We start from the raw sequence: 24,595 nt of genomic DNA on the forward strand, positions 1-24,595 counted from the left end.
AGGCGGGTCAGCAAATTACCCAGGGGGTAAAGCAAGGTCTCGCGCGGAAAGCGCAAATGCAGCGGGCCTATCTTAAGAACAATTACTTCGTACTGCTGCGTACCGTCGACCGCACCGAACAAGGGGGTACTGGTTCCGTCGGTACACCAGGCAATCCACCCATTATGCCGGTCTCCAGTCCGATAACCGAAAAGCAAATGCAGTTACAGATGCTTCAAAATATTATTAATGAACAGTAAACCCTGCCGGATGCTGGTCCCTGAAGGCCAGCCTTGTTTAACCTTTATTCGCCAAACTTTTTATGAACGCTTATTTTTTTCGACCTATTGGCCTGATTTACTTCACCAGTATCAGCCTGTTGGTAACCAACGGAGCTTCCGCTCAATCAGCAGGAACTAACCGGCCTGTCTCGGCTCCCGGTCAACCTGCTACCGTAGCCTACGCTACTGGACGCCCGTTTCGCCATACGTTCACGGCTGCTCTGCCCAGCCGGGGTCTATTGACAAGCCCTTCAGCCTCGACGGCCACAGCACCGGTCAAAAAGCCAACAACTCTGGCCGGGGCAACGCCTTCCGTTAAGCTGGTGAAGCCGGATACGTTACCCTCGCTTGGCACGCCTAAAGTGGTGACAAGCTCGAGCGAAAAACGATTCATAGCCGCCCCTTCCAGATCGGATACAAAATCCGTGTCGGCGCGCTCTCCCGTTCCGGAAGCCGATGATCAGGCCGTTCCGGCCAGCCAGATTGATGATACACCCCTCGCCGAGATGACCATTGTCAATAATAATGCGCACGCCCTGCGGGTACCCGCCATACCGATCCGAGACTATAATGTTGTCAAATCGTATTATACAGAGTTGCCCTATAACAAGACGATATCCATTATTTTCCCAACGCCGATTAAATCCGTCGATCTGGGATCGCGCGATATTATTGCCGACAAAGCGTCCGACGTGGAGAACGTATTGAAGGTGAAAGCCAGTAAAGTGGGTTTTAACGAAACGAATTTTAGCGTTATTACCACCGATGGAAAATTCTATTCATTCGTGGCCAACTATAACGAGCAACCCGCCTTGTTAGCGCTCAACCTTGCCATGAACACAATGGGATCGGAGGGCCCCGCCCGCGTGGGTGGATCGCGGGAAGATTCGGAAGAATTCATTAATGGCCTCAATGCCAAAGATGGCGTTATTCAGTTCTCGGGGATTCGGGCCTCCGCTTCGGAAGTGGTGTACAACTGCGATCAGGTGAATCACAAACGGCGGACGATTCGTCACCTAGGCGTATCAGAAAATCTGATGGAGGCTACCATTCGTGGCTTTTACGTGAAAGACAACGTCATGTACGTCAAATTACAATTGAAAAATAAGTCAAACATCAATTACGATATTGACTACATGCGCTTTTTTATCGTCGATAAGACCATCGCGAAACGAACGACGTTTCAGGAAACCGAGATTGTTCCTTTCTACGTGCACAATGATGGCATTCGGGTCATACCGGGACACCAGAAAATGGAACAGGTCCTCGCTTTCCAGAAATTCACCATTCCCGATAACAAACGGATTTTAGTGCAGATCAATGAAGCGGGTGGCGGAAGAGCCCTCACCTTTTTGATGAATAACGAGGACATCATGAACTCCGGAAAACTTTAATTCACATGAGACTACTTCGTTTTCTTCCATTCGCCCTGCTACTGGTTTTCGAATTACTGAGCCACAGCAGTTTCGGCCAGCGCCATCGCAAAGGTCAGTACGCCTTTTCCCTGCAGGGAGGGATCATGGACCGCTTCCCAAGGGGAATTAACCTGCGGGCTAATCAGCAGGGAAGTCTGGTGCGAACTGATTTCGTTCGCTACACCCGCGGGGAACATTATTGGAAAATTGGCTATCAATACGACCGAAAATTTTACCAACCACTGGGAGTCCAGGTGATCAGCGAGCGGCATACCCTGGGCATCGACTACGCGCCAATATCGCTTCACGATTACCGAAGGACCTTTTACATCTCCCCCGTGCTTGGCATTTTCACTGGCCTGGAGATTGTCAATCAGGACCAGCACGACCTACCCATTGGTTTCATCGGTGCCCAGGGTCATTTTACGTTTGGAGGAAATGTTGGCTTGGAAGCCGAAGTATTTTTGACCGATCGAATCTCGTTGATCGGTGGGATTACCGAACGATGGTATGCCGTGAGTGATCTTAACCGCCTGCATACCCAGGCTCAACTGGGACTTCGTTTCACCTTTGACTCGTTTTAACCGGCCAAATCATGAAAAACAAATTTGTTTACCTTATCGTCATGGCGACTGGCCTTCTGCTGGGAAGCTGCATGAGTGATGATCTTGGCTTGCAGACCCAGACTCCATTCAGCGTGTCGACTACCAACACGCCCGCGCTGGTGCAAGCCAAAGATACCGTTGAATTTCGCTTACTCATCAATCCCAGCCCTTATCTCTCGGCAACTTCCTACCGGGTCAGTTTTCAGAACACCGACTCAAGCCTCCCCGTAGCGGTTAAAATAGGCAGGCAGTTGGCTGCTCAGGGCGAGTGGCTTTCAATTAATGATCTGTCTCCCTGGATCGCGGTTCGTTGTGATTCGGTTGGCCAGCCCAAGCTTTTATTTTACGTTAAAAATCAGTCGGGTGATTTACAAACTGTCGAAGTTAGTTATACCTCTGCCAAGTAAACCTTTTACAATAAAAAAGCCGCAGGATCGGTCCTGCGGCTTTTTTGTGGACTCAGGCCTTACATAGACGCTTTACTTTGGTGCTTGATCAGATTAGATGGCAGATCCAGCAAATATTGAACCTGGCTCTGCAGCTGGGTAAGTACCAGCAGTAGAAACTGCAGATCGGCCAGTTCCCAGCTGGTTTCTTCCCGAACACGAACCAACAACAACTGGGTGATGAGCGGCTCATCGAGGGGTAAGCTTTTAATCATACCGGGAGGCATCGCCTGGAGCTGCTTCCATAGATATGCCCGGCAGTCCGCCAGTAGTAAAACCACGGCGAGCTCATCCTCCATGTGTAAGCCCCGCAAGAGATCAATAACATTGTCGAAGGTAAAAGGTCGCCGCCCGCCCCGCTTATTGTAAAAGGAAGCCTGGGAGTCAGCCCAAAAAGGCTGTACATGGGAAAACCGTTTTCCTTGCAGCTTCACCAGTAACAGTTGCTGGATTGCCTGATATTGTTCGAGAAGGGCTTCGAGAGAAAGTTGCATGGTAAAAAAAAGCCGGGCCATTCCTGGCCTGGCCGTGTAAAAAAACTTTATACCCGACGAGCGGGCTATTCGATTACGTTGTCAATAGGGCAGCGGTTTGTCCGGTCTGCCGGCGCGGTTATCCGGCTAGGCTTGAGGCAACCACCTTAGGCCTGGGTTTTGCCTGAGACGCAGGTTGAGTATATGAAGTTGGCAGTACGTTCTGATCCCGTGAACCGTCCCCGGCCCCTACCTGAATCGTACGGCGACGAACGACAACTTTACGCACAGGGGCCTCCAGCGAAGGCAGAGTAGGCTTTAAGGCTCCCCCAATAAACTTCGCAATAAGGGCGATTACATACGTGCCAACCAGAAATCCAACCAAAAAAATGACAAACATGGCCATTGTAATAACAACGGGCACATCTTCCGTTATTAATAAGCGAAAGGTACTGTCTATTAAAGAATTCTCAAAATTTAAACGCGTTATTTTGCCCCTAGCGCTACGCAAGTCTTCCCAGTAGTCTCTCTAGTATTTTGCGAGCGATCGTATCGCTCATCCCCACTAAATAGCGTTGGCAACAAGATTACAGAGGTCCTAATCCATTGATTACCGATGGCAGTTAATCGACGTCCGATAGTGAAAAGTTTGGTTATAGTTGATTCCAGAAGTCAAATCTCATTTCTGGTGAATGTGCTTTTACAGGCTGCACAGACAAATAGTAACTATCACCAATGGAGCCCCCAGGCTCTTTTGGCTGCATGGTCCAACTTATTGTAAATTCGTCTTTATATTTGAGAACATCACCTTTCAATCGTTGTGTCTCAAAGTTTCCTTCTTCTGGTAGTAGGCCACATTCATAAAAATCTGTTGCAATATTTCTGGCGAAATCCTCAGCCATTGTCCGAGTTGAGAATAACAGATAGTGAGTCCCCTCTGACCGATCATTGCGATCAAAGCGCTCAAGAATTAATAAATGGGTCGCATCCATGATAAATAAGTCAGTCATCATTTAAATTCCTCGCTTAGCGTCGTCACCTCTCCGGCTGATCAGCCAAGTAACCGCCCTTATTCGTCGGGATTGGCAGGTAACGTGTTAAGCGCTTTAAGCCATGGTTTCAAGTCCGTCGCTTGCAACAACTGATGAAGATACCGGGTCTGTCCTGGTGGGACAGTTTGGAGCAGGGCCGCAAGCAGGTTTTCCGCTAACTGAATCAGGACCGACTCGGCTTGGGGCAACCAGCCTTGCCGTTGCTCATACGCCTGGAACACCGCGATTAGATACGCCACTTCATTTGCCGCATGATGCTGACCGTCCGAATGATGCGCCACGGCGGTCCGCCGAAGCGGTGCCAGGCTGATATAACCAAGTGGGCCTAAGGCTACGAGCTGGCCAGCTATTACGGGTAAATGCGTATAGATACACCGCAAAGGCCAATTCCCAACGGGGGCTGTTACAAGGGGGAAGGTTGGCGGTGTCGTATTCATAACTTGCGATTACTTCTTGATAAATATACCAAATTCTTTCAATAGAGCTGTCAGTACCTGTAGAAAGCTTCGGCGTAAAACTTGAGAAGAGTGTCCGTGACGGTTTTAACTGGAAGTTGTCCGATCCAGACAAGTGTTACACGTATATAGGTATGCATCAGCGACTTTTTATGATTCCAGTGGCCATTTTTTATGAGGGATAAAGGGTTAGTTATGAGGAAAGGGAAAAGGTTGATAAACCCTCTTCCCTTTCCGGTAAGAATTATTTTTCAGCCACTATTCTTTAGATAACTGCCTGGGTCAAATGGTGAAAAAGGCTTCCATCCAGGTCGTAGCGTTGATTTATGGTTAAGGATGTTGGCTGATGAAATAACGCGTGATTCAAGCCATTATACAATAGCCACAAATTGGGCTTGGCGGCTAATCGACCAGCCTCCTCGTCCATTCGTTCAAGGGCAAGTTGCACCAGTTTCTTTGGCACCTTCACTCCTTTCAGGTAGCTCTCCGCCCGCTGCCGCTTGATCGTATGTTCAGCCAGCCGGGTATACATCTGAGCCGTCAGGGAATCCTGAGCGGAAACGAATTCATTAAACATTCCGCTGAGCGTCTTTTCGAAATCGACTTCAGTAAATCCGGTATGACGGATTCGGCTGTAAGCCAGTGTTGTTTCTTGACCCACCTCGACGTGTTCGGTCGTTTCGATACGCGCCGGTTCAAATAATGTTTTCGTTTCCCGAACATGGGTATGACGAGTTGGCTGCCCCTCGGCAAGCCATTGTACGTACTCGTCTAAGCTCATAAACTCGTCGGCCCATCCCATCAAGCCATTGCCACAGACCAGTCGGTAATAACTAATCCGCATGCGCGGAGCAATTTCGGTTGTGTCTATACTACGTTGCGTGGAGAGAACTTTCCCCTGAATGGTAAATGGGCTCTTTCCCGAATACGAATTGGTGATAATAATCGCTTTTTGCAGTGTATCGGGCGTTGTCGAGGGCTGACTGCCCGGCCGCTTGGGTGAAATTACCTCGAACCGTTCTTCAGGCAAGGTTAAGGTCAGCGAAAATTCACCCTGGTCCGAATAGGATGCTTGCAGGGTATGCCGTCCCATAACCCGACCGGCTACCTCGCGAATTAACTGATTTGGGAAGAGGGAATAATTTTTACCCTGTAAGCCAAAAATTACTGGCTTGGTGGCCTGGGGCGGCCTGCCAACGATAAATTTTTGCCGATCCCGAGCGACGGACTCGTAACCCGGCATGAGGGCTGAAAACTCCTGCAACTGAACGGGAAATGCGATCTGATTCCAATCGTCGGTTTGGGAAAGTCCCTTTGCTTTTGCCATGATCGTCAGTAATAAGGGGTTTGTAATTGAGAATTTTAACTAGCTAAAGATAACCAAGGGCGTCTTGCCAACCCCTATAATTAATAGTTAACTAATTGACTATCTGTGACTTTCTTCCCTGTTATGCCTCTTTTTGGGCGTATACAAAGGCAAGCCTTGCGTTCGTTTCAGCCAATGCTTTTGTCCAAAATTTTGTACAAACGCTGCTGGCAAGTCAAACTTTTCGTAGCTGCCTTATGCAGGTGTGGCCTAGTAATACAACCTGAAAAAGTGAAGTAAAACGTTCAGGGCCTTCGCCCTGTAGCTTACTCAGCGAGTATTAGTCCCTGCTGTAATGCCCATTGTTGGACCCAATGCTGCAGCTTGGTTTGATCTTCGTCCAGAAGTGGTTCAAAATCCCGGCTGACTTCCTCAACCAGACGGTCCATAGCAAGCGGTCTGCTTGCCGTTCCGCCAAACAGCTCATCCATGACGGGACGTAATTCCTCCAGGATCTGTTCGACTGACGAGGGCGAAAATGGAAGCGGTACAGGAAACAATTCAGCCCACTGCAGCGGGGGGATTCCTGAAATCAAAAACTCACGATCTGGGGGTGTCAGGAACGGAAAAGCATCCTGCATTAAATCACCCTGACGGGCTTTCCTTCGCCCTTCTTCAAACTGTTCTAGTGTACAGGGCAGAATGTGCTTACCGACTTGCTGAGTAAGCATGTTGATGCGCTGAACCGTAATTCCTTCCGGACAGGGCCAATACGTTCCTTCGGGCAAAAAACCGGGTCGAATACCAATTGATGTCGTCTCCATAATTGACTAATGGGTTGTCGTGCTGACTTCATTTATCGGGTCAAACTTTAAGGCCAATACGCTTAGTAAGCCAGTGAGAACGATGACTATTTGTCGGATTCATTCGACTTAGAATACTAATAACTAATTGATTATTAACCCTGTACTAAGATACCCATTCCACTTTTCAATTAAGAAATAGGCCCGTATAGTTGCCGTATGTCCCGGTGACCTTCTCCCCGGTTATGGCCCCTGCGGGATGAAGTAGTAAAGTGAGGTGAAACCCAAATACCCAGACCGGCCTTTAGAGCGGGTTTGGGTATTGACTCAAAAAAAGTAGGTTGCTCCTATCCCCATCCCGCTCCCGCTCAATAGATTCACGGATACCCATACGTGCCGTAATTCGGCTGAGACCTGAACACCATACAGCAATACGGGTTTAAGTTTGCCCGCTTGTAAAAGCTGCGCGTAGCGGGTGGGCTGGTTATCCGCAACGGTCACTTCCTGATAGAAGAAAGCTCCGGCTAGTCCACCGATTAAAATATGGGGTCGGGCGACAAATCCGATCCCAGCTAAGAGAGAGGGGTTAGCTTTGTACTGGCCCTGCGCCCCAACGTACAGTTCGTTCTTTCGACGTCCAGCGAGCAGTGTTACATAGCCGCCCCATTTGGTTTTAGCGGTCGCATTAACGAACAGGGTACCATTCGTTTGCACAGCCAGTCCAAGACCCACGTTTCCAACTGCCTTTTTAGGGAGGCAGCTATCCGGTTTATTAATGCGCTCGACGGCATCAAAGAATGCTTTTAAACCCATCGACTGCTTATTCATCCCCAGCGCGTACGGATTCAAATAAGAACTCTTAAGGGGTGATGGTTTAACCGGAGTGATAGCCGCTGTGTCCTGCCCATGACAAGTAGGGCAAAACAGCAGGGTAGCAATCCAGTACAATAAGAATGTGGCGAATACCAGACCCATTCCTTTCAAAAAATTTACGACCTGCGAGCGTTTGGGTTCTACAAGTTTAATCATGGTTTTTGGGGCGGTACCGCGCCGGCGGACCGGCCGCCGCGTTTGTGCCTACCGGCGATGGATGATTTATTTTACTTAATTAAAGATACCACCCCCACCCCTTAAATTGCTGTTTAACAGATAGTTAGACCATAAGCTATCCGTCGCCCTTTTCCCTGTTATGATCCCCCCGTAGGGGGTTAGGGGGGCCACACTATCGAATCCAATACCACCGTAGGTGATGCGATGGTGAAGTGCTATGCAGTGGTCGTTAACCTTGTCTCCTACAACCTCCAGAATGTATATCCCAAAAAAAACGGTTCGTGTGTGGGACACGAACCGTTCAAACTTCATCAGCTTTTTGCTCAAGACGAATACTCGTCATCAACAAATTCTTCTTCAGACTCCTGGCTAACCGATTTTTTATCCAGCACCTTTACGCGTGCATTCTTAATTTTAATGCTGGCGGCTGGCTTACCGTCTTTATCGGTGTAGGCTTCCGCCGTTACTTTACCTTCCACCAGCATCAATCGCCCTTTGCTATAGGTTTCCGTGCGATCACCTTTGACTACGCATTCAACCCAGATGGTTTTAGATACTAGTTCCTGCGTATCTTTTGTCTTGTAGCTGTCATCCAACCCAATAGATATTGCCGTTAATGGCTGACTCAACGAGTCATTAAAAACCCTCGTTGATCCAACGTGACCAATTCCTACAAATTTGTTCAACCCGAACATAGACATGGCTTTACCGGTTTGTGCCTGATTAGGCGATGATTAATTGATTTAACACTATAAAGATAACCTCTATTTATTTTAGTCATTAACCTGAATGTCAGCAACTTAACTACAAACTAAACACTTTCTTCCCTGTTATGTGCCGCCCTTTACGGGGGTTCTAATTTTATTTATTGGTAAGCTGACGCGTTAATCTTTTTCCAGTAGCCCAGCCCTCAACGCTATAGGCTATATCACTGCGATATCCCCTTCATTTTCCGTCAGTTATTCTCTGACATAAAGTTAAATAATTCATCAGAAGATGCTTGAAAAGTTCTTTTTGTTTTTTTTTCGGTCAACTCAATTGATAGGATGTTATCTTGTCACTACTGCTACCAATCCTAGTTCAAATGACGCTTGTTAGCCAATTAGACTTGTTTGCACAACAGCCACAACTCATTCGATATGACTTGTCAGGCACGAATTATAGTCGGTTTACCGTCGATGGTGCTGACCAGCCCGATCAAGAATCGGGTCAGATAGACTTACGAAATGACCGGGGTGAGGTATTGGTTTCTTTGCAAAGCCGGCGTAATCGATCCGTATCGGAACAGGCACGTCGTCGCTTACTACTGGAGACGGCTTTTTCTCAAGGCCGGGTGCTGGCAGGCCTGCAGCTGCCTGGGCTCAAACTTGTCCAAGTTCACCTGGTTGGCACCAGGCGTATGGATTTAACGGGTGCCAGCTTGACGAAGGCACTTGTCACGGCTGGTCGAATGTGGGCTGATCTACGGGGATCGACGCTGACGGATCTGGCAGCATCGGGGGTAGATTGGCACGGCAGCCAGCTGGCTGACTGTCAGTTAACGGGGGCCAGGGTTACGGGGTCTAATTTCCAATCCGTCAGCTTTTGTAGATCGAACCTGGAGAAAGCCCATTTTCTGGATTGTCAACTACAGATGAGCGACTTATCCTGGTGCCATTTACATCAGGCCAGTTTAAAAGGGTCTGATCTTTCGGGCTGTGACCTGCGGTATACTGATCTTACCGGTTGCGATGTCCGGGGGACATACCTGCGGGGAATTTCTATTTCGGTTGCTGCACTGGAAAAGGCAAATTTAAAACCGATACGTCAGCGGATACAGCACCTGGTTTTGGCTTATCCGCTGCTAAAACCCGTATGGGTTGCGGCTCTTGAGGCGGGTCACTGGCAGGCAGGATCGGCCGAAAGCTTAAGCGATTTCCTATCCCGGTGCCTTGGCTACCGGGTTGGTGCCGGCTGGCAAAATGTACCCGGAAGTACCGAATGGATTATCTGGCAATTTCTGCGCTCAATTCAAACCGGTGAGCGGCCCACTTCTCATTCCCTGGCTAACCTGCTCTATAAATGGGTCTCGCTTTAGTGATCGGCAGGTATGACCGAGGGACTTGGCTGTAAGGAGGTGAAGTAGTAAAGACCAACAAAACAGGGCAAACGCACTGCGATTGCCCTGATCTACCCCTTTACAACCATTCCTCTACAACCGAAGGTAAAACCCGGTTTCCCGTTCAATTACCCCTATTACATCCTCCCCATAAACCCGGTCCATCCGAACAGTTCTTGCCGAATCGCTATGTGATTTAATAAAGTCAAGCGTATAGAGATCCAATCCGGGTCGGTAAAACATATTTATGGCTACACACTTAGCCCCTGACCCCATTGACCAGGCTAATAGATACTGCTGATTACTGAATCGGATGTGGGTTGCCCCCATCATAATAAATCCCATTTTTGTAATCAGTGAATGCATCTCCATAATTTCAGGACTTGCTACTCTCAGATTTGCCGTTACATCAGTGGCTTGCGCAGTATGCATCGTTTTAAGCTCGTTTGCCGAATTAATCTTATATAAAAATACACCTTTGCGGCCACGTCTTTCCAGGTAATAACGAATTGATGAACGGCTGACGGCTGACTTTTCCCCTGTTATACTGAGCCAGCTTACGGCTCTGATTAAGTGAAGTGTTTAATCTGCCCATTGGGCGCATGTTGGCCCAATAGGGCGGTTTTAGTCTTCTGGCATTCGTTACGAAACCAGGTAAAAAATAGCCGTCATGGGGTTAATTATTAACCAGACATTTCCATTACAGGTACCCGGCCAGTACTGATGGACCCATCCCTTATAAAAGCCCTCCTGTTGCTTCAGGGTAATGGTATAGTCGTATTCTTTGGTTGACCAATCAATCGAGTGTTCAGCCTGAAGCTTGATAGCCCGTTTTAAGGTATCCAGATGAAAACTCCGCAGTTCAGGGGGCAATATGGATTCCAGTTCTAAAGTCTTAAAGTTTAATTCTGTCAGCAGATTTGGTTGACTAGCCAGTACGTCATAAACACCCCCAAACTGATGGCTTTTTTGCTCGAAACCCGCTTTAAGCATGGGTAAATTTGCTTCCTTATAGCCACGGTATAAGTTTACCCATAAATGAGGATGCCGTTGCTCAACGAAAGCCTGACGGTATAATAGAAATTGAAGAAAGTTATGATGCGCCTGGGTTGCGTTCGCAACGGGGGGGTGACCTGAATTCATAGTCGAGGGTGATTTATTGACGCACAAAAAGTAGTTAACTATCTGATTTACTGATAGTAATATAACTATTTTTTGCCGATTTGCCAATAGGGCTGGTTGGTGTCTCGCCTCTTTTTCTCCCCCGTTATTTATGTACACAAACAAAAAAGAGGGCAATGGCCCCCTTTTAGTGTTTATCCATATGATTACATTGTTAGGTATGACTGGGTTCAGCCTGCGTGGTGGAAGTCGCTGACAAGTCCTCAGCAGATGATTCAACCGAATGGGGATGGGTGTAGGAATCATTGAGCAGGTCGTCCCTGCCATCGGGTTCGGTGCCTACTGGGTTGGGGTTGCGAGTTACCTCAGTCGATTCCAAAGTTGATTCCTGCTCATAAAATACGCTGGTGAGCTTGGTTGTTTTTTTCGATTGGGGCCGTATAACTAGCCAGTAGTACCCGCCAGCTCCATCAAAAACTAACAGAATAAGTGAAGGTAACCAGGAGGAGCTGCTGGTAGGAGCGGGTTGTTCTTTTATAGAAGCAACCTTTGGCGTCTTGTCCGTGCTTTGCTGGATTTTCGAGCGTTGGTTGGCCAGCGCGGATTCAATCGTTAAGCTATCTTCTATGGCTTTGCGGGGAAAGATCTCATCCGTCAGAATATAAAGCTTACTGGCGTACAGACGAGCCTCCTGGGGCCTACCGTTTATCTGGAGAAGGCCGAAGCGAACAAAACGAACCTGGGTATAAAAGTCCATTTTTGACACTACTTCGCTGAGTGAGGCGATGGGAAGATCCATGAGTCCCCGCATGGTTATCGAATCTTGTCGGGTGAGCTGAATCTGATCCGAAAACCGTAATACAGACGGTGAACTGATCATGGTCCGCCGGGCCGAGTCCGATAAATCAAAAGAGGCCGATGAGGCACCGATGGGCATCCGTAACTTGAGCTTTTGGGCATCCAGTTCACGCTGAACCAGATCGGGCGTCGTTGCTTGGACAGCGGGGGTGAGGCTTGGAATCGAGGGTGCGGCCGGGTGTGCTGGCTGCCAGGCCATCAGTGGGCTAGCCAACCCAATAAACAGGAATAAGTTTCTGGTCATGAGTTAAACGCAAGCTTTTAGTTGTTTTTTTTCGGTCATTACGCTTCACACAAAGTTAAACGAATATAGCAGACGGCCTAAGGAGCTCTTGGGTAGCGGTTTGGGATTTAGCAAACTATTTTTTTTTCGGTCACTCATTTTTTTAATCATATTACCAATGAAAAGGTGAAGTAAAAACCAGCCCGCTGACCGGCGGGCAGTCTCATTACTCGTCGTCATCGGGCAACGAGTGTTGATTAAGAATGTAGTCGGCTGCGGCCTGCGCTTTAGAAGCGGCCTTCACGATGATCGTTCGATCACTGGACAACAGCTTGCTGTAATAGTCAATGTAAGCCGCAGCATTTTCCAGCAAATCGTCGCGCTGACTAAAATTAACGCCCAAAGCATTCAATAAAAATGACGTACCCAACTCAGCAATCAGTTCTTCAAATGCGTAAGCCAATGGATTCGGCTCGCGGTTTGCCACATAAGCGGCAATAGACTCCCGGTTTAACCGCTTGGGGTGACCCGAAGCGTGAACAAGCTCATGGAACATCGTTTTGTAATAATTTTCGGGTGTCCTGAACTCGCTGATGGTTGGTATGATAATGGAATCTTTGCGGGGTAGATAACAAGGAGTACCGGGGCACGTATGTGAAATCTGAATACCGTCCTGGCTCATCCGGTCGACAATCTCCTGCAATTCATTGATTTGCAGTTGTCGGTTGGTTTCAACCAGCGCGTCCAAATCTGGCAGTTTGACATCAATCCCGTCTGTCTGGTCAATATTCCAGACGTAGTAAAATCGAAATAACGGCGCTGCGCTTCTTCCCGCTGCTAATAAGGCTGCTTTCTTGTCTTCGCTAGGGAATTTCCAGAACGTAACAATATGCCCTTTTTCGCCCTTTCTGACTCGTCCGCCCAGTTGGTTAATTTGCTTTAGGGTTAAGTAATAGGGTTTCTCGTACGGAAGCAGAGCCAGCAGCAACATATTGATGGATGTATAAGGCCGTTTCGAGCAGTAATTTTGCGGAAAACCATACCCATTCTTCTTGTACTGAGCTTTCCAGGGGATGACTCCCTTTTCTAATTGAGTAATTATTGTTTGGGTAATTTTATCATACAAAAAAGCCATTCCAGGCCGGGCCATCTTACCGCCCATTGTATCGTCCGTGGCGGTGGGTGAAGTAGGTGGGACATAATTTTGAGTACGTTTTCCTACGTTGGATTTTTTGGCAGTTTTTTTTGATAGCGTTGTCATGAAATAAGGGGTTTTTTGCTGTTTGTTTGTAGCCTAAATTTACCCCCTAAAGCCCTATAATAGTCTGATAATGAACGGCTGATGGACATTCTGTGTGTTACCTTTTTCCCTGTTATAAAAAATGAATTGGGTGAGGTTTTTCTTAGTCTTGCCCGTATAATTTTCGTGTTGCTCACTTGGTAGCGCACGGGTGGATATAAAAAAAGCAGACACCGTAAGATGTCTGCCAGGATACTTGTCATGTATCGACTTACTACCTTTTCGCCCCGATCAAGTCCCAGAATTCCTGAATCGTCAGGGTGTCGGAATACTGTTCATCAATCGCCCGATCATCCCCCCGAAGCGTTTGCCAGCTTTCGGATAGACCTTCACGAATAAGAAAAGAACCCCGTAGGGTAATCATAATTTCACCAGGTAAGGCCTGAACGATTTTTTCACTCAACGCTTCACTAAGAGCCTGGCGCGAACCCACTGGTGCGACATCCATCACCGCATCGCCCGTTTTCTCCTCGCCCACCTCAACTGATTCTTCCTCTCCTAAATCGCTGCCCCTCGCGGTTTTGGTTTCCTCTGCTAACCAAGTTGGATTGTTCATCGCCTGACGCGTATGCTCCAGGGCCGCATCGGAAAAATCGTCGTTGGCATCAGGATTATTTCCAACCGCATTTTTAGCGGGTGACCGGTCCCTGGGTGCCTTTTTGTTAAGTGGAACCCCTCCTTTCTCGGCCGTTTTTTTAATGCGGCTGGCCGTAATCGGCTTGCCGTCTTGCTGGCTCTCGGCTACGGTCTTCTTCCAAATAGTAGTTCGTTGATCTTCCGGCAGCTGAGCCAGCGCAGCCGCGTGAGATTCGGTATTGGGCAAGGGAATGGACGTGTTTTTCCCCTTTAATAGTTCACCTTCTCCTTGTTCACCTGTTTCTTCACCCTCTTCGGGTGCTGACCACACGTAGCTTGTGGGGCCCGAAGATTGCCCAGCCGTTTCGGTATCTGCTGGTTCGGCTAAATTTGTACCATCACCGGACTCTTCCGTATAGTCGACGTCCTCGGGTTGTTTCGCCGTTGAGGGTGAGGGCTTTGACCGACGTACTTTCCCGGTAGGAACGGCCTGGTAGCCTTCCGTCGACGAAGCATCCGTTGCTTCAACCGGATCGGATTTAATTTCTTCCGCAATCTGATTAACAACTTTAGCCGCTTCAATAAGTTGATAGCCTCGATTTCGGTTAAGACTGAACCGTTCCAGCATGTACTGCTCAATGGTCAGGTGGGTAGCCCGGTACAGTTTATTTTCCTGAATTTCAATCAATGCCCGGCCGACATCCAGAAAGGTATTCATGCCCCGGTCAATCGTTGCCTCCAATCGGGCCAGTTGAGCGGCTTCGGCCGTTGTTAATGGGGTGAGGGTTTTAACCGAGCTGGAACCAAACCGGCGCGTTGGCAGGGGTACATCATTCACCATCACCTCCGGTTCCGGTTCAGGCGTTAACGCGCTGCTTAGAATGCCACCTACCTGTTGCGAAAAATCTTTTGTTTTCTTAGCCATAATTGACACTTAGTTGGCGGTAGTAAGAATGGCTAGCAGCTCATCCACTAACTGATTAAAATCTTCAGCTCCGTTACTGCCCGGATCATACTCAAATATGGATTTATGCTCGGCTGCGCTTTCCATCAGGCCAATGCTCTGCCGGATGGCGGCGGTAAAGACGGGCAATTTACTTTCCACTAAAGCTTTCTTGATTTCAGAACCAAACTTTGTACGTTCCCCAAACCGATTTTTAAGAATGCCTGCCAGTTCAAGCGACCGGTTAAAATCTTTCTTCATGCGGGTCGCCTGCTTGATAATCTGGGCCAGTCCCTGGAAGGCAAAATTCTCACCCTGCAGCGGAACAATGTAGTAATGAGCAGCACATAAGGCATTCCGGGTAAGGATACCCAGGTTCGGCGGGCAATCGATCACCACGAAGTCATAAAATGCGTCCGGTGCTTTTTCAACCTCTTCTTCGATCAAATTGCGTAGGGCGAAAAATTCCGCGTCGTTACTTAAAATGGCGTCGGAACGCTGCAGATCCAAACTAGCGGGCAGAAAGCCAAAGGGATGCCCGTTAGTCTTAGTCATCTCGATTACGTCTTCCCACTGCGCATCCCCCGTCAGCAAATCACCGACATGCTTGGATTTAGCCGGCAAGCCCACGGCCATGGTCAGGTTATGCTGAGGGTCCAAATCTACCATAAGCACGGAGTGACCGCGCCGGTTTATACCGGCCGCCAGGTTAAAGGTTATCGTTGTTTTGCCCGTGCCGCCTTTGTTGTTGAATACGGCCAGAATAATTGGTTTTGACATGGTAATAAGTAACGGGGAAGAAATGCGTCAACAAAAAAACTAAGGAATATCTACATTCAGCGAAAATGGACCAACTTGTTTCAACCGCCCGGTAGATGCGGCCGGAACAACCGGGCGTAGTAGATCAAAATTTTATACGTGTCCAGCCTGCAAAGACACGACAGTTGGTTCATATACCTGGTCAGGCGGGCCTATCTCAAGTGGATTAAGTAAACTGGCTTGTGGTAAAGTTACCGGTTCCTTGGGGCGGTTCTGAGCAAATTGCCGGGCATGGTCAAGAGAAAAGTCGGGCAACAGATTAATGTAGGTGAACTGTTTGGCTTTATCGCTTGATTTACCAGGTTTAATGCTGAGGACAAAGGGTACCATACACAAACTTCCCAGTAATTGCTTCCAGGTGTCTACCATTCTGGTAACCTGGGGAATGGTGGATTGTGCGCCATGCGTCATGATCTGCCAATACCCTACCAGGGGAAAGTCCCGAATCATAAAACGCAAAGATAAGGTTGGCTTCCAAACGATGTGCTTGGCCTTATCGGGCGCAAGTCCTTTTTGTAGGTGTGCTTCGGTCAGTAAGGCAATATCCGGAACCTGTTGCAACGTAACCAGTTTGGTATAGCCTGGACTTCCGTCTTTAGGTCGGAAATAAAACGTTTGGCCGTCCGAATAGGCGTATAAATCGCCCTTCCGATCCCGGATTTCCAGCCGTACATTACAGCTGGCTTCCTCCGCATCGTTGTAAAAACAAATTGGCAACTGGCGTGGCTCCGGTCCGTACAGTTGCGTGAATAAATCCTGAGCCCGGCCACGGGGCACAAAGTAATCCGTGGCGGTTGGGTATACCTTCCCCCCTTCCGTGTGCACGAGTTTTCCCAGGCCAATTCGCCCTATTTCAGGAATAGCTTCCTGCGGAATGCCGCCAGTAGCCACGGGTTGCATTGACGTTATAATCCGCATAGTTCAATGAAAATAGATAAGTGTAACCATTTCATATTGGCCTAAATATAAAGCAATATGTGTTTTTTTTTCGGTCATTACAACTAAAAAGTCAGGATTTTCTCTTCACTTTTTGATTTAATGTTCTGAATGTCATGCGATAAGCTTAGCTTCTGCCTACGATCACAATAATACCTTTAGCCTTTCATTGTCAGCAACTACAGGCGTATTAGTAAGTCCCGCGTAAGGCGACAGGTACTTACCTCGCTAACCAGGCTATCGGGCTGTTCGTGCTGACAGCAGCCACAAACCAGGCAGAAAGAGGCGAGCTTCGAATGAACAAACCGCTCTGGACAAGCGCAGTTCCAGAAATGGGAATTGGTCAGTAGCGGTGATTCAGGAGCTACCGGGCGTAATCTTTCGGAGAGGAACTGGGATCGAAAAACAGGAGAGGTAAGCATAATTTCTTCTTTTTTGATAGTCGTAAGATACGTTCTGACTAGCCGAAAATTTGATTAGTGGAGACTATAAATGAGCAACTTAGCTTAGATCCTTCCCCGTTATATCCCGGTTTTTAGCCGGATTAAGTGAATAAGTGCAGTGAAAAGATGCCAGGTGAAGTAGTAGGTTTGGCGCTGGTCATTGGCTCAAGGGCTTTGCCCGATGTGGCCGGTGATGAGCGGTGAACCTACTTTACATGAAACGAGGCAGGGTAGCCCGGTCGATGGGAGAGTAGCGTAGCCCTCGACCGGGCTAAGGTGACTCGGTAAGTGAGGTAAATGCGCCAGACAGACATGCCGATGTTTCGGGCAGTGCTTATTCATCCAGGTTCCATTTGTAACGCAGATAGCGTACATAATGAATCGGACAGCAGTAGTCGATTCCTGCATAACCCACTGCATCGGCCGCATCGTCCTGGTGGGGCGGGGCCAATAAATCCGGCTGCCAGGCATTTATACAGGGGCCATAACGCCGGGTCCTGACGGGCTCGGACGAAAATAAGGTTAATTGGCTGGTCAGTTGCTGGTCAGGCATAGCTAGTAACTGACAGGCTTGAAGGGCATGCTCCATCCTTTTTTCTAGACACGTGACACAAAGCATTTCCTTTAACGTCCTTCGTAGCGGTCATGGAGTTTCAGAAACCCCTTAAAATGCGCAGCGAAATCGGGTTGATCGCTGTAAACCAAATCCCCACTAGCCATAAGTTGTTTTTTCTCATGACCAACTGGCCGCAGATGGGGGGCGTATTCTTCGCCTAACGCACTTGGCTCAAGGTAAACGGCGGGGCATCGCTCCGAGACAAACGCATTCCCGGTGATGCCTTCACCGACAATGACGACGCTATCGACGTGACCCAGCAAATGCTGCTCATTGGGTCCATAATGACGATAGATTTGAGCACGGATGCCGTTTTGTTTTTGGGGAGCGGGGGTAAGAACAGGCTGCATAGCGGAGTAGTGGCTGATTTTCTATACCCTAAAGATCGTCAGAACAGGCCGATGGCTGGGGGTTAAGGGAAACTCGTTAGTACCTGCACCACGTCCCCTTTCCCCTGTTATAATGGGCGTAGCCTTCTTACTCTTACCGATCATCACCACGGATGATTAGTCATGCCCTTTGTCCTTTGAGTAGGTGAAGTGAAGCAAGCATAACCGTTTGGAGCCGCTCATCAACTGAATAGCTAACCCGGAAACCCTTTACTGTTACTCCACAGATAAACCCACCGCGGCGGCCGGTCCGCCGGCGCGGGACCGCTCAAAGACGTCATTTTCCTGCGGATCATTCACCTCAATAGGAAACTTATCCAGTACCCCTTCTCCCAGGCCCGTTAAGGTTACGTCCTCATCCTGGTTAGGATTGTAATTGCCCGATAAGGTTTGGTCAATTTGATATAGTTCATTCAGAAACTGGTAAACGGCTTGCTGGGTCAGGGCCTTCATCTCCCTAACAGGGCGTAAGGGTTTAGTGCTGAATCGGTACGGGCTTATAACTTTCTTTTAGGCACTATCCCTAAGTAGATATTACCTGAATAAGTGAGAAGGTAAGTTTTTAGGTGGTACCAGCTTTTTTCTATTCTTACGCCAGCGGGTGAAAAAAGCCGTATTATTTTTAAAAAACCAGAGCTGAATTTGAATAAACTCACAGGCAAACTTCCTCGACACTTTGTTATCCGACCGTAACTTTTTGTAAATCGGCTCATTCGCCTTGACCCGCTCGGCATTGGTGTTAATCCGGTGATTAATTAATAGACGGTACTTTTCTCGCAGTTGAAGTGGCTGTTTATAACGACCAAAGTGTAAGCCTTCAAACGGTATTTTGCTCATAACAATCAGGTGTTTACCTTCCTAAAAATACGATTTATCGTGGGGGCAGCTGATTACAATAGGGGGTAGCTGCGGCTGATAGTCAAGTTTTATTCCCCTGTTTTAGTATTGCCTGAATTCGTCAAGTGAGGTAGCTAAGTCTCTATCGGGTTAGTCAATACTTAGAGACAACACAATGACCATGAGAAAAACGGTATTCTCGCAACTGTTCGACACTCCAGTGACCATATTTCTCCAGTGCCTTCTTCAGGTACTGTGGTAGAGCGAGTTTCCCTTTTACGCCATGGTTTACTTTGGACTGAGCGAATTTAGCCAGCTTCGCTGCTTCGCGCTCTACCCATTGTTGCCAGCGATCCGGGTGGGTTCTGTACAAATAAACGATCTCGACTTCGTTTTGAAAGGGACAGAACATACAATTACTTGGGTAGGGTATGGGATATCCGTACCCGGCAATGATGCGTTGGCAAGCGGCCCGGTCGTGGCCCAGTTCCAGGAGCGGATAGCGATGCTCAACGCACAGTTTCCGCCATTTGGGGATATAGGCGGGACCGGTGTCGCCCTCTTGAAACAGAACGTATTCATCCGGTTTGGCTGGCGTTTTGGGGCCTGGATGAGCGACCCGGCTTTCCTCCCCGGCGGCAAAACCGATCCAGCTGACCAGCTTACCGAAGTAATGGCGGTACTGGTAAAAAACGGAAGGGTCATTGCCACGGTATCCGTAATGATCTCGTAGCCACTGCGCCAGAAATCGATAGCTGACTTTAATCTTCAGATTATCGGTGCAGGATTTAGCAAAGGTGACGCCCATAATGTTGTTATTGCGCTCCATCTGATCCGTAAGGCTCTGCCAGGTGGCCCCGTGAAAGCCCATGTCCGGCGTCACGAACGTAAAATCAATCCCGACCGTTGGACACCATTGTTTTAGCCACGAAACGTATTCTTCTGTTTCCTGATATTCATTGCCGGTGTCAGTCATTAAAGCACAGAAATTAGATTTACCCAAAAACGTTTTCCGAAAACCTATATCATGCTGGCATAACATTAGTAACGCTACGGAGTCCTGACCACCCCCGACAAAGAGGATACGAGTCGGTAAATCAGTGTTAAATAGTACAGACATCATTACGTGTTTAGGGTTATATATGACTAGCGTAAACGGTTTGCCGGGCTTGTTAACACTCAGTAAGTGCCTTACTGAAAGCGACTGTTAGCGCGGCTGTCATACGGATAGGCATCAGCACTGGCTTGGAGAAGGTGCAACATTCGACTGGTCATCATACAAGCGAACGGATAGGCTTATACGTCAAGAAAAACTGACATCTGTTGCGCCGTTTGATCCGTGTCCGTCGCCGTCCTGAGGACCATGAATACGTAGGGATCGGGTTTATCAAATGCCAGGGTGCCCTTCACGGGCATAAGCTCTAACTCAACAAGGCCCGAAATTGATACCCGCCAGCCCTGCCGGGCACCCTGCTCCTGGTCACTAACTTTACCTTGCTCTCCACCCTGCCGTAAATACTGGCCCAGTGGGTTACTCCCCACTTTCATCGGGCTACAACGCGGAAATTGACAGTTGATGTAGTTGATTCGATTGGTGAGCCGTTCAATGAATACGTTCGGCTCGTCGGTCAACTGATTACAATAGGCTGGCATGACATCCAAAATCGCCTTTTGGAGTTTATTGGCGGGACTGCCCGCGTGGGAGGTACGAATATAAAATTGAGTATCCATAACCGTAGGAGAGTTACCGTGGCGGAGGCGTATGTTGGCTTACTTAAAAATACGGCTTTTATAGGACTCAATTCCTCATAAGGCTGCTTTAATAGGCTATCAATCAGCCTACGGATAAGCCTTTTCCCCTGTTATAGTCATTGAACGTACTGCTTGAGAAGGTGAAGTAAAGTAAACAGAGTAAAGCCATCCCGGTTAGGCGATGGGCAAAGGAGCGGTGCGGCCCGTTTCCAGATTAAGGAAACAGCCCCGGTGGGGTGTCATCGCTTTGCGGAACAGGGTCCAAAGTAGAGAACAGCCATGATTGGCTAGTGTTGAATTAATAAATAACTCCTGCTTTTGCAACGCTTCGGCCAGTGAACAGCTGGGCGTATTATCGGACTGGTCAGCTTCGAAAAGTAACTGGTCAAATTCGTCCGTAATAAAGGGAAGCTGGCCAACAGCCATATATTCCTGCGTAGGGGGTTGTTCAATTTCGCCAACAGTCGATAAAATGACCTGACCGATTTGTTGACTGTTCCCGTAATCAAGCCAGTAATAGGGTCTGTCGCGGTCGAACGCGCCCCGGTCAGGCGCGACCCGGTCCTGTTTGGCCTGTACGCTTAGTCCCTGTAATATCAGCGCAATTTCCCGCCGTGCCGATACAGTATCTACGCACGTAATGAACAGATTGGCCGATGCGTACTGGCGCGAAGTTCCCCGAAGGCGGCTGATACAGTAGGGGGTTGGAACCGCTTTCCAGTTGGTGCCAAAAAAACCGTTGACCCGGTTAATTAAGGCAACTGCTTTGTTAAGTTTCAATTCAGAATGGGCAAATAACTGTCTACCCAGGTTCGCATGGCTGACGGTATCACCGTCCCATAACCGAACCTGTAAACCGGGGTGGCCTAATTCGGTAAAGGCGTGGTTCATTCTGGCCAGCAAGGTCAACACCTGCGAGCCGGTCCCCCCGGCCCCGATTAAATTAACCGTCAGCGGATTGGTCGGATTCAGCAGGTATGAAGCGGTAAAATGAACACTTGGTCGCGCCTGATCGGGCGAATCCACGCGGGGTCTAGTTGTTTCCATCTGTATAACCTGTAAGTTGTTTTAACGTGAAGGGGCTGGTAACGAGTACGTCAAGGGGGAAATCTGTATGCTGATCAATCAGTCGTTGCCATAGTTGAATAATGTTACCCTGTACCGGCTGATGTTCATCGAACAGGTGTGAGAAGTACGAATTGAAAAAGCTTTCTTCCCATGCCGCCATAAATTCGTTAAGCGTGGACGACTGACGAATACCGACGCTGACAGTTCCCATGCAGACCCCTCCCTGCTTGTTGGTATTGAAAAACGGAGCATAATATAGGGGGGTATCTATGGTCGGTTTCTCGGCACTCAGCAGGGCAAACAGAAATAAATAATTCTTGGAAGCCAACCATACCAACGCGGGTAGAGGGGCTATCCCGTTCGGTATAGTTAACGACTCGATGAAATATAAGTTACGCTGTTGCGGGGGGGTGTACCACATCACCCGGCCCTGATCGGCATCCAGATAAAGTACGTTTTCGGGCAACAGCCCGTTGAGTCGTAAAAAACCTTTTTTCTTTTCTTTTTCCACCGTCAGGATTTTGGCTAACTGCCTTGACTCTTGTTCGGTTAAGGGATGGAAATTAATGGGATGACCAGAAACCGGGTCAACGTCGAAGGCTTGCACATGCCCATGATGACTATTGCTCGCCTGTCGATAGACCAGCAGTCCCTGCGTCGGCAGATACGACTTCCCGTACTTTGCGGTTATGTTGTTCATCAGCAAGGTTTTTTAGTAGGTCGGCTAACTCATCAAGGCTGGTATAGAATACCTCCTCAAAGGCTAAACAAAGCGGTGGTTTGGCGCAAGGCCGGTCAAACAAATGATACGCCAGTGGTTCTTCAACGTACCCGCCCCCGTTAAAATCGCAGTCCAACGATTCCAGTATGTTCTCATGGACCCAATCCCCACATTGCCATAAAAAACCAATTCGCTGGTCGGGGTCAATTGAATAATCATCGTCGGAATTGGCCAATCCCCGCTCATAGCTTCGGTAGTAGGTGCGGTCAGGGTACTGACGATATAAATTCAAAAATGAGCCGCTAATCCGGTGTAAGGCTTCTTCCCATTCATCGGTAGGTCGGAAGGATTGATGCCGCGTTTCAAACGCATCCAGATGCCGCTGGTTCCAACCTATATACCGTTGTAGGACAGAGCCGCCCAGTCGGGTATTGGTTAACAGCGTCTCAAATTCAGCCAGCTGGTTTTCCTCGTCGTCCTCCCGCATGGATTCTGCCATTATATCACATTGATAATAGACAAAGCTACTCTGGTCCGAAAAGAAGGCCACACCTGCCACCGTATGCAGATACGATACCAACGAACATAACAGGGCCGAAGCCGACAACCTGCTTTTTTCCTTGAGCGTCTGGTAAAGGGGTTCCAGCGGTATATAATACGAGCTAAAGCCCGTTTCATAGACCTTGTAAACGGCAAGGGTTGATCGGAGGGTATCATCGTCCTCGATGATGGCCAGCGATGAATTGGGGTCTGCCTCTTGCAGGGCAGCTTCGGCCTGTGAAAAGGCAAGGAAAACATTATGCGGATAAACGCTGGTATTTTCCATTGCCGTTACGTCAAAACCAAACCCATAGGCTTGAGACAAAAACAACAGGGATTGAAAGAACTCAGCTTCGATAATCGCCTGATCGTGGAGTTCGGCCAGTTCCTCAACAACTGGCTCGAAACGGTATCTTAAAAAACCATTGGTAGCTGACTCAGCGGTAAAGAGCGTCGTTTCTGAACGACGCTGTGAGCCGCGTCGGGGAGTGAGTTGAGGGTGAGCAGAAACGCGGCTATTGCCGAGGAGCGTTGCCATTGATTGGAATAGGGATAGTCCGTTGAAATAACTCTGGCGGGTTTGCCCATGATCGCTACTGATTAACCTTTCGTACCCATAACGCTATCAAACCGGTACTCGATGCGGTCGTTTCTGACTTGCCCCTCACTTACTTTTGCGGTCGTTAACAGGGGATAACTGTTGGCATAAAAATTCAGTACGGCTTGAGGGCTTAAGGACCGTTCAGGGTCAGCCAGTTCAACAGGCTGGCCTTTGTCCTGAATAATAAATACCCGTTTATAGGTTGTGGCGATCAGGTTCATACGAGTTGTTTATGCATTAATTGATTCAAATAGGGTAGGGGCACTGAACTTCTGAACTAATTCTTCCCGCTTTTTGGTGAGGGCTTCCTGCTGGTTGGGGAATAGGGTCGGGTCGGGCAGTTTGGCACACGCTTCGCGGTATTTTCCGGCTTCTTCCAATTCAGCCACTTTGACCATAATGCCATCATAGTTTTTTTTCTGTTCCTCAGCTTCTTTTCGCTGTTTGGTGTCAGCCGCTTTTGCCATTGCCGACTGCTCACTGGCCAGCGCAACACTTTTGAGATGGTCCTCCATACTGACCAGCAATTGGGAAGTCTGCTGATACGGCTCTGTAATCTTTCTGAAAAAAGCTTCATCAATGGCTTCTGGAAGTCCATTGAACAACAGGGGTTTTATTAGCTGTTGGGCTTTGTCTCCGCATTGCTCGTTGGTCAGCAGAACGCTAACAATGAGTTTTTCACCTACGGTTTGACAGACGATTTTAAAATCGCCCTGTAAGCCAAGCTGGTGGACTTTTTGAAAAAACTCCATACGCTGTTCAGGAAATAAATTGTGTTGTTTACTGGTCTAAAGATAGCCATTCAACCGGGTATGGGGTGGGGTAACGAGTGTTGCTTATAGGGATGGGGAAAGCCCTTTTCCCTGTTATGTTTAGCTAGTTGCAGGT

Annotated in this window: 30 protein-coding genes; 5 read left to right on the plus strand and 25 right to left on the minus strand. The window is 48.4% G+C overall.

Features of this window, described 5'->3' with window-relative positions; all coding sequences use genetic code 11:
* The 4 genes from ACYVAM_RS28695 to ACYVAM_RS28710 all read left to right on the plus strand — a co-directional run.
* Positions 1-239 (plus strand): hypothetical protein (locus ACYVAM_RS28695; RefSeq protein ID WP_461073581.1); only part of this gene is annotated, 239 nt, incomplete at its 5' end.
* Positions 240-301: 62 nt separating this feature from the next.
* Positions 302-1,654 (plus strand): conjugative transposon protein TraN, encoded by a 1,353-nt coding sequence (gene traN, locus ACYVAM_RS28700; RefSeq protein ID WP_461073583.1) that lies wholly within the window; start codon positions 302-304, stop codon positions 1,652-1,654.
* Positions 1,655-1,659: 5 nt separating this feature from the next.
* A complete protein-coding gene (locus ACYVAM_RS28705; RefSeq protein WP_297369675.1) occupies positions 1,660-2,259 on the plus strand; it encodes a conjugal transfer protein TraO in 600 nt (199 codons plus the stop codon).
* Between the two features lie 11 nt (positions 2,260-2,270).
* Positions 2,271-2,687: a TraQ conjugal transfer family protein gene (locus ACYVAM_RS28710; RefSeq protein ID WP_297369672.1), complete on the plus strand. Its 417-nt coding sequence runs from the start codon at positions 2,271-2,273 to the stop codon at positions 2,685-2,687.
* Positions 2,688-2,746: 59 nt separating this feature from the next.
* Here ACYVAM_RS28710 and ACYVAM_RS28715 read toward each other — a convergent pair whose 3' ends face one another.
* The 8 genes from ACYVAM_RS28715 to ACYVAM_RS28750 form a co-directional block, all read right to left on the minus strand.
* Complete coding sequence (locus ACYVAM_RS28715) at positions 2,747-3,220, minus strand: hypothetical protein (RefSeq protein ID WP_297369669.1); 474 nt, start codon at positions 3,218-3,220, stop codon at positions 2,747-2,749.
* A 118-nt stretch (positions 3,221-3,338) separates the two neighbouring features.
* Positions 3,339-3,599, minus strand: a complete 261-nt coding sequence (locus ACYVAM_RS28720; protein WP_461073586.1) for a hypothetical protein — start codon at positions 3,597-3,599, stop codon at positions 3,339-3,341.
* Between the two features lie 253 nt (positions 3,600-3,852).
* Complete coding sequence (locus tag ACYVAM_RS28725; protein WP_461073588.1) at positions 3,853-4,212, minus strand: hypothetical protein; 360 nt, start codon at positions 4,210-4,212, stop codon at positions 3,853-3,855.
* Positions 4,213-4,268: 56 nt separating this feature from the next.
* Positions 4,269-4,688 (minus strand): hypothetical protein, encoded by a 420-nt coding sequence (locus tag ACYVAM_RS28730; RefSeq protein WP_297369662.1) that lies wholly within the window; start codon positions 4,686-4,688, stop codon positions 4,269-4,271.
* 283 nt (positions 4,689-4,971) lie between these two features.
* A complete protein-coding gene (locus ACYVAM_RS28735) occupies positions 4,972-6,033 on the minus strand; it encodes a hypothetical protein (protein WP_461073590.1) in 1,062 nt (353 codons plus the stop codon).
* Between the two features lie 305 nt (positions 6,034-6,338).
* A complete protein-coding gene (locus ACYVAM_RS28740) occupies positions 6,339-6,836 on the minus strand; it encodes a hypothetical protein (protein WP_461073592.1) in 498 nt (165 codons plus the stop codon).
* 306 nt (positions 6,837-7,142) lie between these two features.
* Positions 7,143-7,844, minus strand: a complete 702-nt coding sequence (locus ACYVAM_RS28745; RefSeq protein WP_461073594.1) for a hypothetical protein — start codon at positions 7,842-7,844, stop codon at positions 7,143-7,145.
* A gap of 344 nt (positions 7,845-8,188) precedes the next feature.
* The gene (locus ACYVAM_RS28750; RefSeq protein ID WP_297369651.1) at positions 8,189-8,566 is read right to left on the minus strand and encodes a single-stranded DNA-binding protein; all 378 of its coding nucleotides are present in this window, start codon (positions 8,564-8,566) and stop codon (positions 8,189-8,191) included.
* Between the two features lie 383 nt (positions 8,567-8,949).
* Between ACYVAM_RS28750 and ACYVAM_RS28755 the strand changes: the two genes are divergently transcribed.
* Entirely contained in the window at positions 8,950-9,942 is a 993-nt protein-coding gene (locus tag ACYVAM_RS28755) for a pentapeptide repeat-containing protein (RefSeq protein WP_461073596.1), read from the plus strand.
* A 114-nt stretch (positions 9,943-10,056) separates the two neighbouring features.
* Here ACYVAM_RS28755 and ACYVAM_RS28760 read toward each other — a convergent pair whose 3' ends face one another.
* The 17 genes from ACYVAM_RS28760 to ACYVAM_RS28840 form a co-directional block, all read right to left on the minus strand.
* Positions 10,057-10,395, minus strand: coding sequence for a hypothetical protein (locus tag ACYVAM_RS28760; RefSeq protein ID WP_297369644.1), 339 nt, complete (start codon positions 10,393-10,395; stop codon positions 10,057-10,059).
* Between the two features lie 210 nt (positions 10,396-10,605).
* On the minus strand, positions 10,606-11,106 hold the full coding sequence (locus ACYVAM_RS28765) for a hypothetical protein (protein WP_297369641.1): 501 nt from the start codon (positions 11,104-11,106) through the stop codon (positions 10,606-10,608).
* 193 nt (positions 11,107-11,299) lie between these two features.
* Positions 11,300-12,187: a hypothetical protein gene (locus ACYVAM_RS28770; protein ID WP_461073599.1), complete on the minus strand. Its 888-nt coding sequence runs from the start codon at positions 12,185-12,187 to the stop codon at positions 11,300-11,302.
* Between the two features lie 205 nt (positions 12,188-12,392).
* A complete protein-coding gene (locus tag ACYVAM_RS28775; protein ID WP_461073600.1) occupies positions 12,393-13,427 on the minus strand; it encodes an ArdC family protein in 1,035 nt (344 codons plus the stop codon).
* Between the two features lie 253 nt (positions 13,428-13,680).
* Entirely contained in the window at positions 13,681-14,967 is a 1,287-nt protein-coding gene (locus tag ACYVAM_RS28780) for a hypothetical protein (RefSeq protein ID WP_461073601.1), read from the minus strand.
* A 9-nt stretch (positions 14,968-14,976) separates the two neighbouring features.
* On the minus strand, positions 14,977-15,765 hold the full coding sequence (locus ACYVAM_RS28785) for a ParA family protein (RefSeq protein ID WP_461073603.1): 789 nt from the start codon (positions 15,763-15,765) through the stop codon (positions 14,977-14,979).
* 132 nt (positions 15,766-15,897) lie between these two features.
* A complete protein-coding gene (locus ACYVAM_RS28790) occupies positions 15,898-16,722 on the minus strand; it encodes a recombination directionality factor (protein WP_461073605.1) in 825 nt (274 codons plus the stop codon).
* Between the two features lie 795 nt (positions 16,723-17,517).
* Positions 17,518-17,736, minus strand: coding sequence for a hypothetical protein (locus ACYVAM_RS28795; protein ID WP_461073607.1), 219 nt, complete (start codon positions 17,734-17,736; stop codon positions 17,518-17,520).
* 71 nt (positions 17,737-17,807) lie between these two features.
* On the minus strand, positions 17,808-18,149 hold the full coding sequence (locus tag ACYVAM_RS28800) for a hypothetical protein (protein WP_461073609.1): 342 nt from the start codon (positions 18,147-18,149) through the stop codon (positions 17,808-17,810).
* A 255-nt stretch (positions 18,150-18,404) separates the two neighbouring features.
* Positions 18,405-18,641, minus strand: coding sequence for a hypothetical protein (locus ACYVAM_RS28805; protein WP_297369617.1), 237 nt, complete (start codon positions 18,639-18,641; stop codon positions 18,405-18,407).
* Between the two features lie 538 nt (positions 18,642-19,179).
* Positions 19,180-20,001 (minus strand): hypothetical protein, encoded by an 822-nt coding sequence (locus ACYVAM_RS28810; RefSeq protein ID WP_461073611.1) that lies wholly within the window; start codon positions 19,999-20,001, stop codon positions 19,180-19,182.
* A gap of 320 nt (positions 20,002-20,321) precedes the next feature.
* Positions 20,322-20,756: a hypothetical protein gene (locus ACYVAM_RS28815; protein ID WP_461073613.1), complete on the minus strand. Its 435-nt coding sequence runs from the start codon at positions 20,754-20,756 to the stop codon at positions 20,322-20,324.
* Between the two features lie 195 nt (positions 20,757-20,951).
* Positions 20,952-21,824, minus strand: a complete 873-nt coding sequence (locus tag ACYVAM_RS28820) for a PRTRC system ThiF family protein (RefSeq protein ID WP_461073615.1) — start codon at positions 21,822-21,824, stop codon at positions 20,952-20,954.
* Entirely contained in the window at positions 21,811-22,545 is a 735-nt protein-coding gene (locus ACYVAM_RS28825) for a PRTRC system protein B (RefSeq protein WP_461073617.1), read from the minus strand. Before ACYVAM_RS28825 ends, ACYVAM_RS28820 begins: the two co-directional genes overlap by 14 nt.
* Positions 22,466-23,644 carry a hypothetical protein gene (locus ACYVAM_RS28830; protein WP_461073619.1) on the minus strand — a complete coding sequence of 393 codons (1,179 nt, stop codon included), beginning with the start codon at positions 23,642-23,644 and terminating at the stop codon, positions 22,466-22,468. The genes ACYVAM_RS28825 and ACYVAM_RS28830 overlap by 80 nt, the downstream gene beginning before the upstream one ends.
* Before the next feature lie 62 nt (positions 23,645-23,706).
* Positions 23,707-23,928 (minus strand): PRTRC system protein C, encoded by a 222-nt coding sequence (locus ACYVAM_RS28835; protein WP_100990059.1) that lies wholly within the window; start codon positions 23,926-23,928, stop codon positions 23,707-23,709.
* A 9-nt stretch (positions 23,929-23,937) separates the two neighbouring features.
* Entirely contained in the window at positions 23,938-24,459 is a 522-nt protein-coding gene (locus ACYVAM_RS28840; RefSeq protein ID WP_461073621.1) for a prtrc system protein e, read from the minus strand.
* Positions 24,460-24,595 lie beyond the last annotated feature (136 nt).

The sequence above is a fragment of the Spirosoma horti genome (assembly GCF_054776595.1).

Coding starts and splice junctions, on each gene's coding strand:
- traN (WP_461073583.1), top strand. CDS start 302: ATGAACGCTTATTTTTTTCGACCTATTGGCCTGATTTACTTCACCAGT.
- ACYVAM_RS28705 (WP_297369675.1), top strand. CDS start 1,660: ATGAGACTACTTCGTTTTCTTCCATTCGCCCTGCTACTGGTTTTCGAA.
- ACYVAM_RS28710 (WP_297369672.1), top strand. CDS start 2,271: ATGAAAAACAAATTTGTTTACCTTATCGTCATGGCGACTGGCCTTCTG.
- ACYVAM_RS28715 (WP_297369669.1), bottom strand. CDS start 3,220: ATGCAACTTTCTCTCGAAGCCCTTCTCGAACAATATCAGGCAATCCAG.
- ACYVAM_RS28720 (WP_461073586.1), bottom strand. CDS start 3,599: ATGTTTGTCATTTTTTTGGTTGGATTTCTGGTTGGCACGTATGTAATC.
- ACYVAM_RS28725 (WP_461073588.1), bottom strand. CDS start 4,212: ATGATGACTGACTTATTTATCATGGATGCGACCCATTTATTAATTCTT.
- ACYVAM_RS28730 (WP_297369662.1), bottom strand. CDS start 4,688: ATGAATACGACACCGCCAACCTTCCCCCTTGTAACAGCCCCCGTTGGG.
- ACYVAM_RS28735 (WP_461073590.1), bottom strand. CDS start 6,033: ATGGCAAAAGCAAAGGGACTTTCCCAAACCGACGATTGGAATCAGATC.
- ACYVAM_RS28740 (WP_461073592.1), bottom strand. CDS start 6,836: ATGGAGACGACATCAATTGGTATTCGACCCGGTTTTTTGCCCGAAGGA.
- ACYVAM_RS28745 (WP_461073594.1), bottom strand. CDS start 7,844: ATGATTAAACTTGTAGAACCCAAACGCTCGCAGGTCGTAAATTTTTTG.
- ACYVAM_RS28750 (WP_297369651.1), bottom strand. CDS start 8,566: ATGTCTATGTTCGGGTTGAACAAATTTGTAGGAATTGGTCACGTTGGA.
- ACYVAM_RS28755 (WP_461073596.1), top strand. CDS start 8,950: ATGACGCTTGTTAGCCAATTAGACTTGTTTGCACAACAGCCACAACTC.
- ACYVAM_RS28760 (WP_297369644.1), bottom strand. CDS start 10,395: ATGCATACTGCGCAAGCCACTGATGTAACGGCAAATCTGAGAGTAGCA.
- ACYVAM_RS28765 (WP_297369641.1), bottom strand. CDS start 11,106: ATGAATTCAGGTCACCCCCCCGTTGCGAACGCAACCCAGGCGCATCAT.
- ACYVAM_RS28770 (WP_461073599.1), bottom strand. CDS start 12,187: ATGACCAGAAACTTATTCCTGTTTATTGGGTTGGCTAGCCCACTGATG.
- ACYVAM_RS28775 (WP_461073600.1), bottom strand. CDS start 13,427: ATGACAACGCTATCAAAAAAAACTGCCAAAAAATCCAACGTAGGAAAA.
- ACYVAM_RS28780 (WP_461073601.1), bottom strand. CDS start 14,967: ATGGCTAAGAAAACAAAAGATTTTTCGCAACAGGTAGGTGGCATTCTA.
- ACYVAM_RS28785 (WP_461073603.1), bottom strand. CDS start 15,765: ATGTCAAAACCAATTATTCTGGCCGTATTCAACAACAAAGGCGGCACG.
- ACYVAM_RS28790 (WP_461073605.1), bottom strand. CDS start 16,722: ATGCGGATTATAACGTCAATGCAACCCGTGGCTACTGGCGGCATTCCG.
- ACYVAM_RS28795 (WP_461073607.1), bottom strand. CDS start 17,736: ATGCCTGACCAGCAACTGACCAGCCAATTAACCTTATTTTCGTCCGAG.
- ACYVAM_RS28800 (WP_461073609.1), bottom strand. CDS start 18,149: ATGCAGCCTGTTCTTACCCCCGCTCCCCAAAAACAAAACGGCATCCGT.
- ACYVAM_RS28805 (WP_297369617.1), bottom strand. CDS start 18,641: ATGAAGGCCCTGACCCAGCAAGCCGTTTACCAGTTTCTGAATGAACTA.
- ACYVAM_RS28810 (WP_461073611.1), bottom strand. CDS start 20,001: ATGACTGACACCGGCAATGAATATCAGGAAACAGAAGAATACGTTTCG.
- ACYVAM_RS28815 (WP_461073613.1), bottom strand. CDS start 20,756: ATGGATACTCAATTTTATATTCGTACCTCCCACGCGGGCAGTCCCGCC.
- ACYVAM_RS28820 (WP_461073615.1), bottom strand. CDS start 21,824: ATGGAAACAACTAGACCCCGCGTGGATTCGCCCGATCAGGCGCGACCA.
- ACYVAM_RS28825 (WP_461073617.1), bottom strand. CDS start 22,545: ATGAACAACATAACCGCAAAGTACGGGAAGTCGTATCTGCCGACGCAG.
- ACYVAM_RS28830 (WP_461073619.1), bottom strand. CDS start 23,644: ATGGCAACGCTCCTCGGCAATAGCCGCGTTTCTGCTCACCCTCAACTC.
- ACYVAM_RS28835 (WP_100990059.1), bottom strand. CDS start 23,928: ATGAACCTGATCGCCACAACCTATAAACGGGTATTTATTATTCAGGAC.
- ACYVAM_RS28840 (WP_461073621.1), bottom strand. CDS start 24,459: ATGGAGTTTTTTCAAAAAGTCCACCAGCTTGGCTTACAGGGCGATTTT.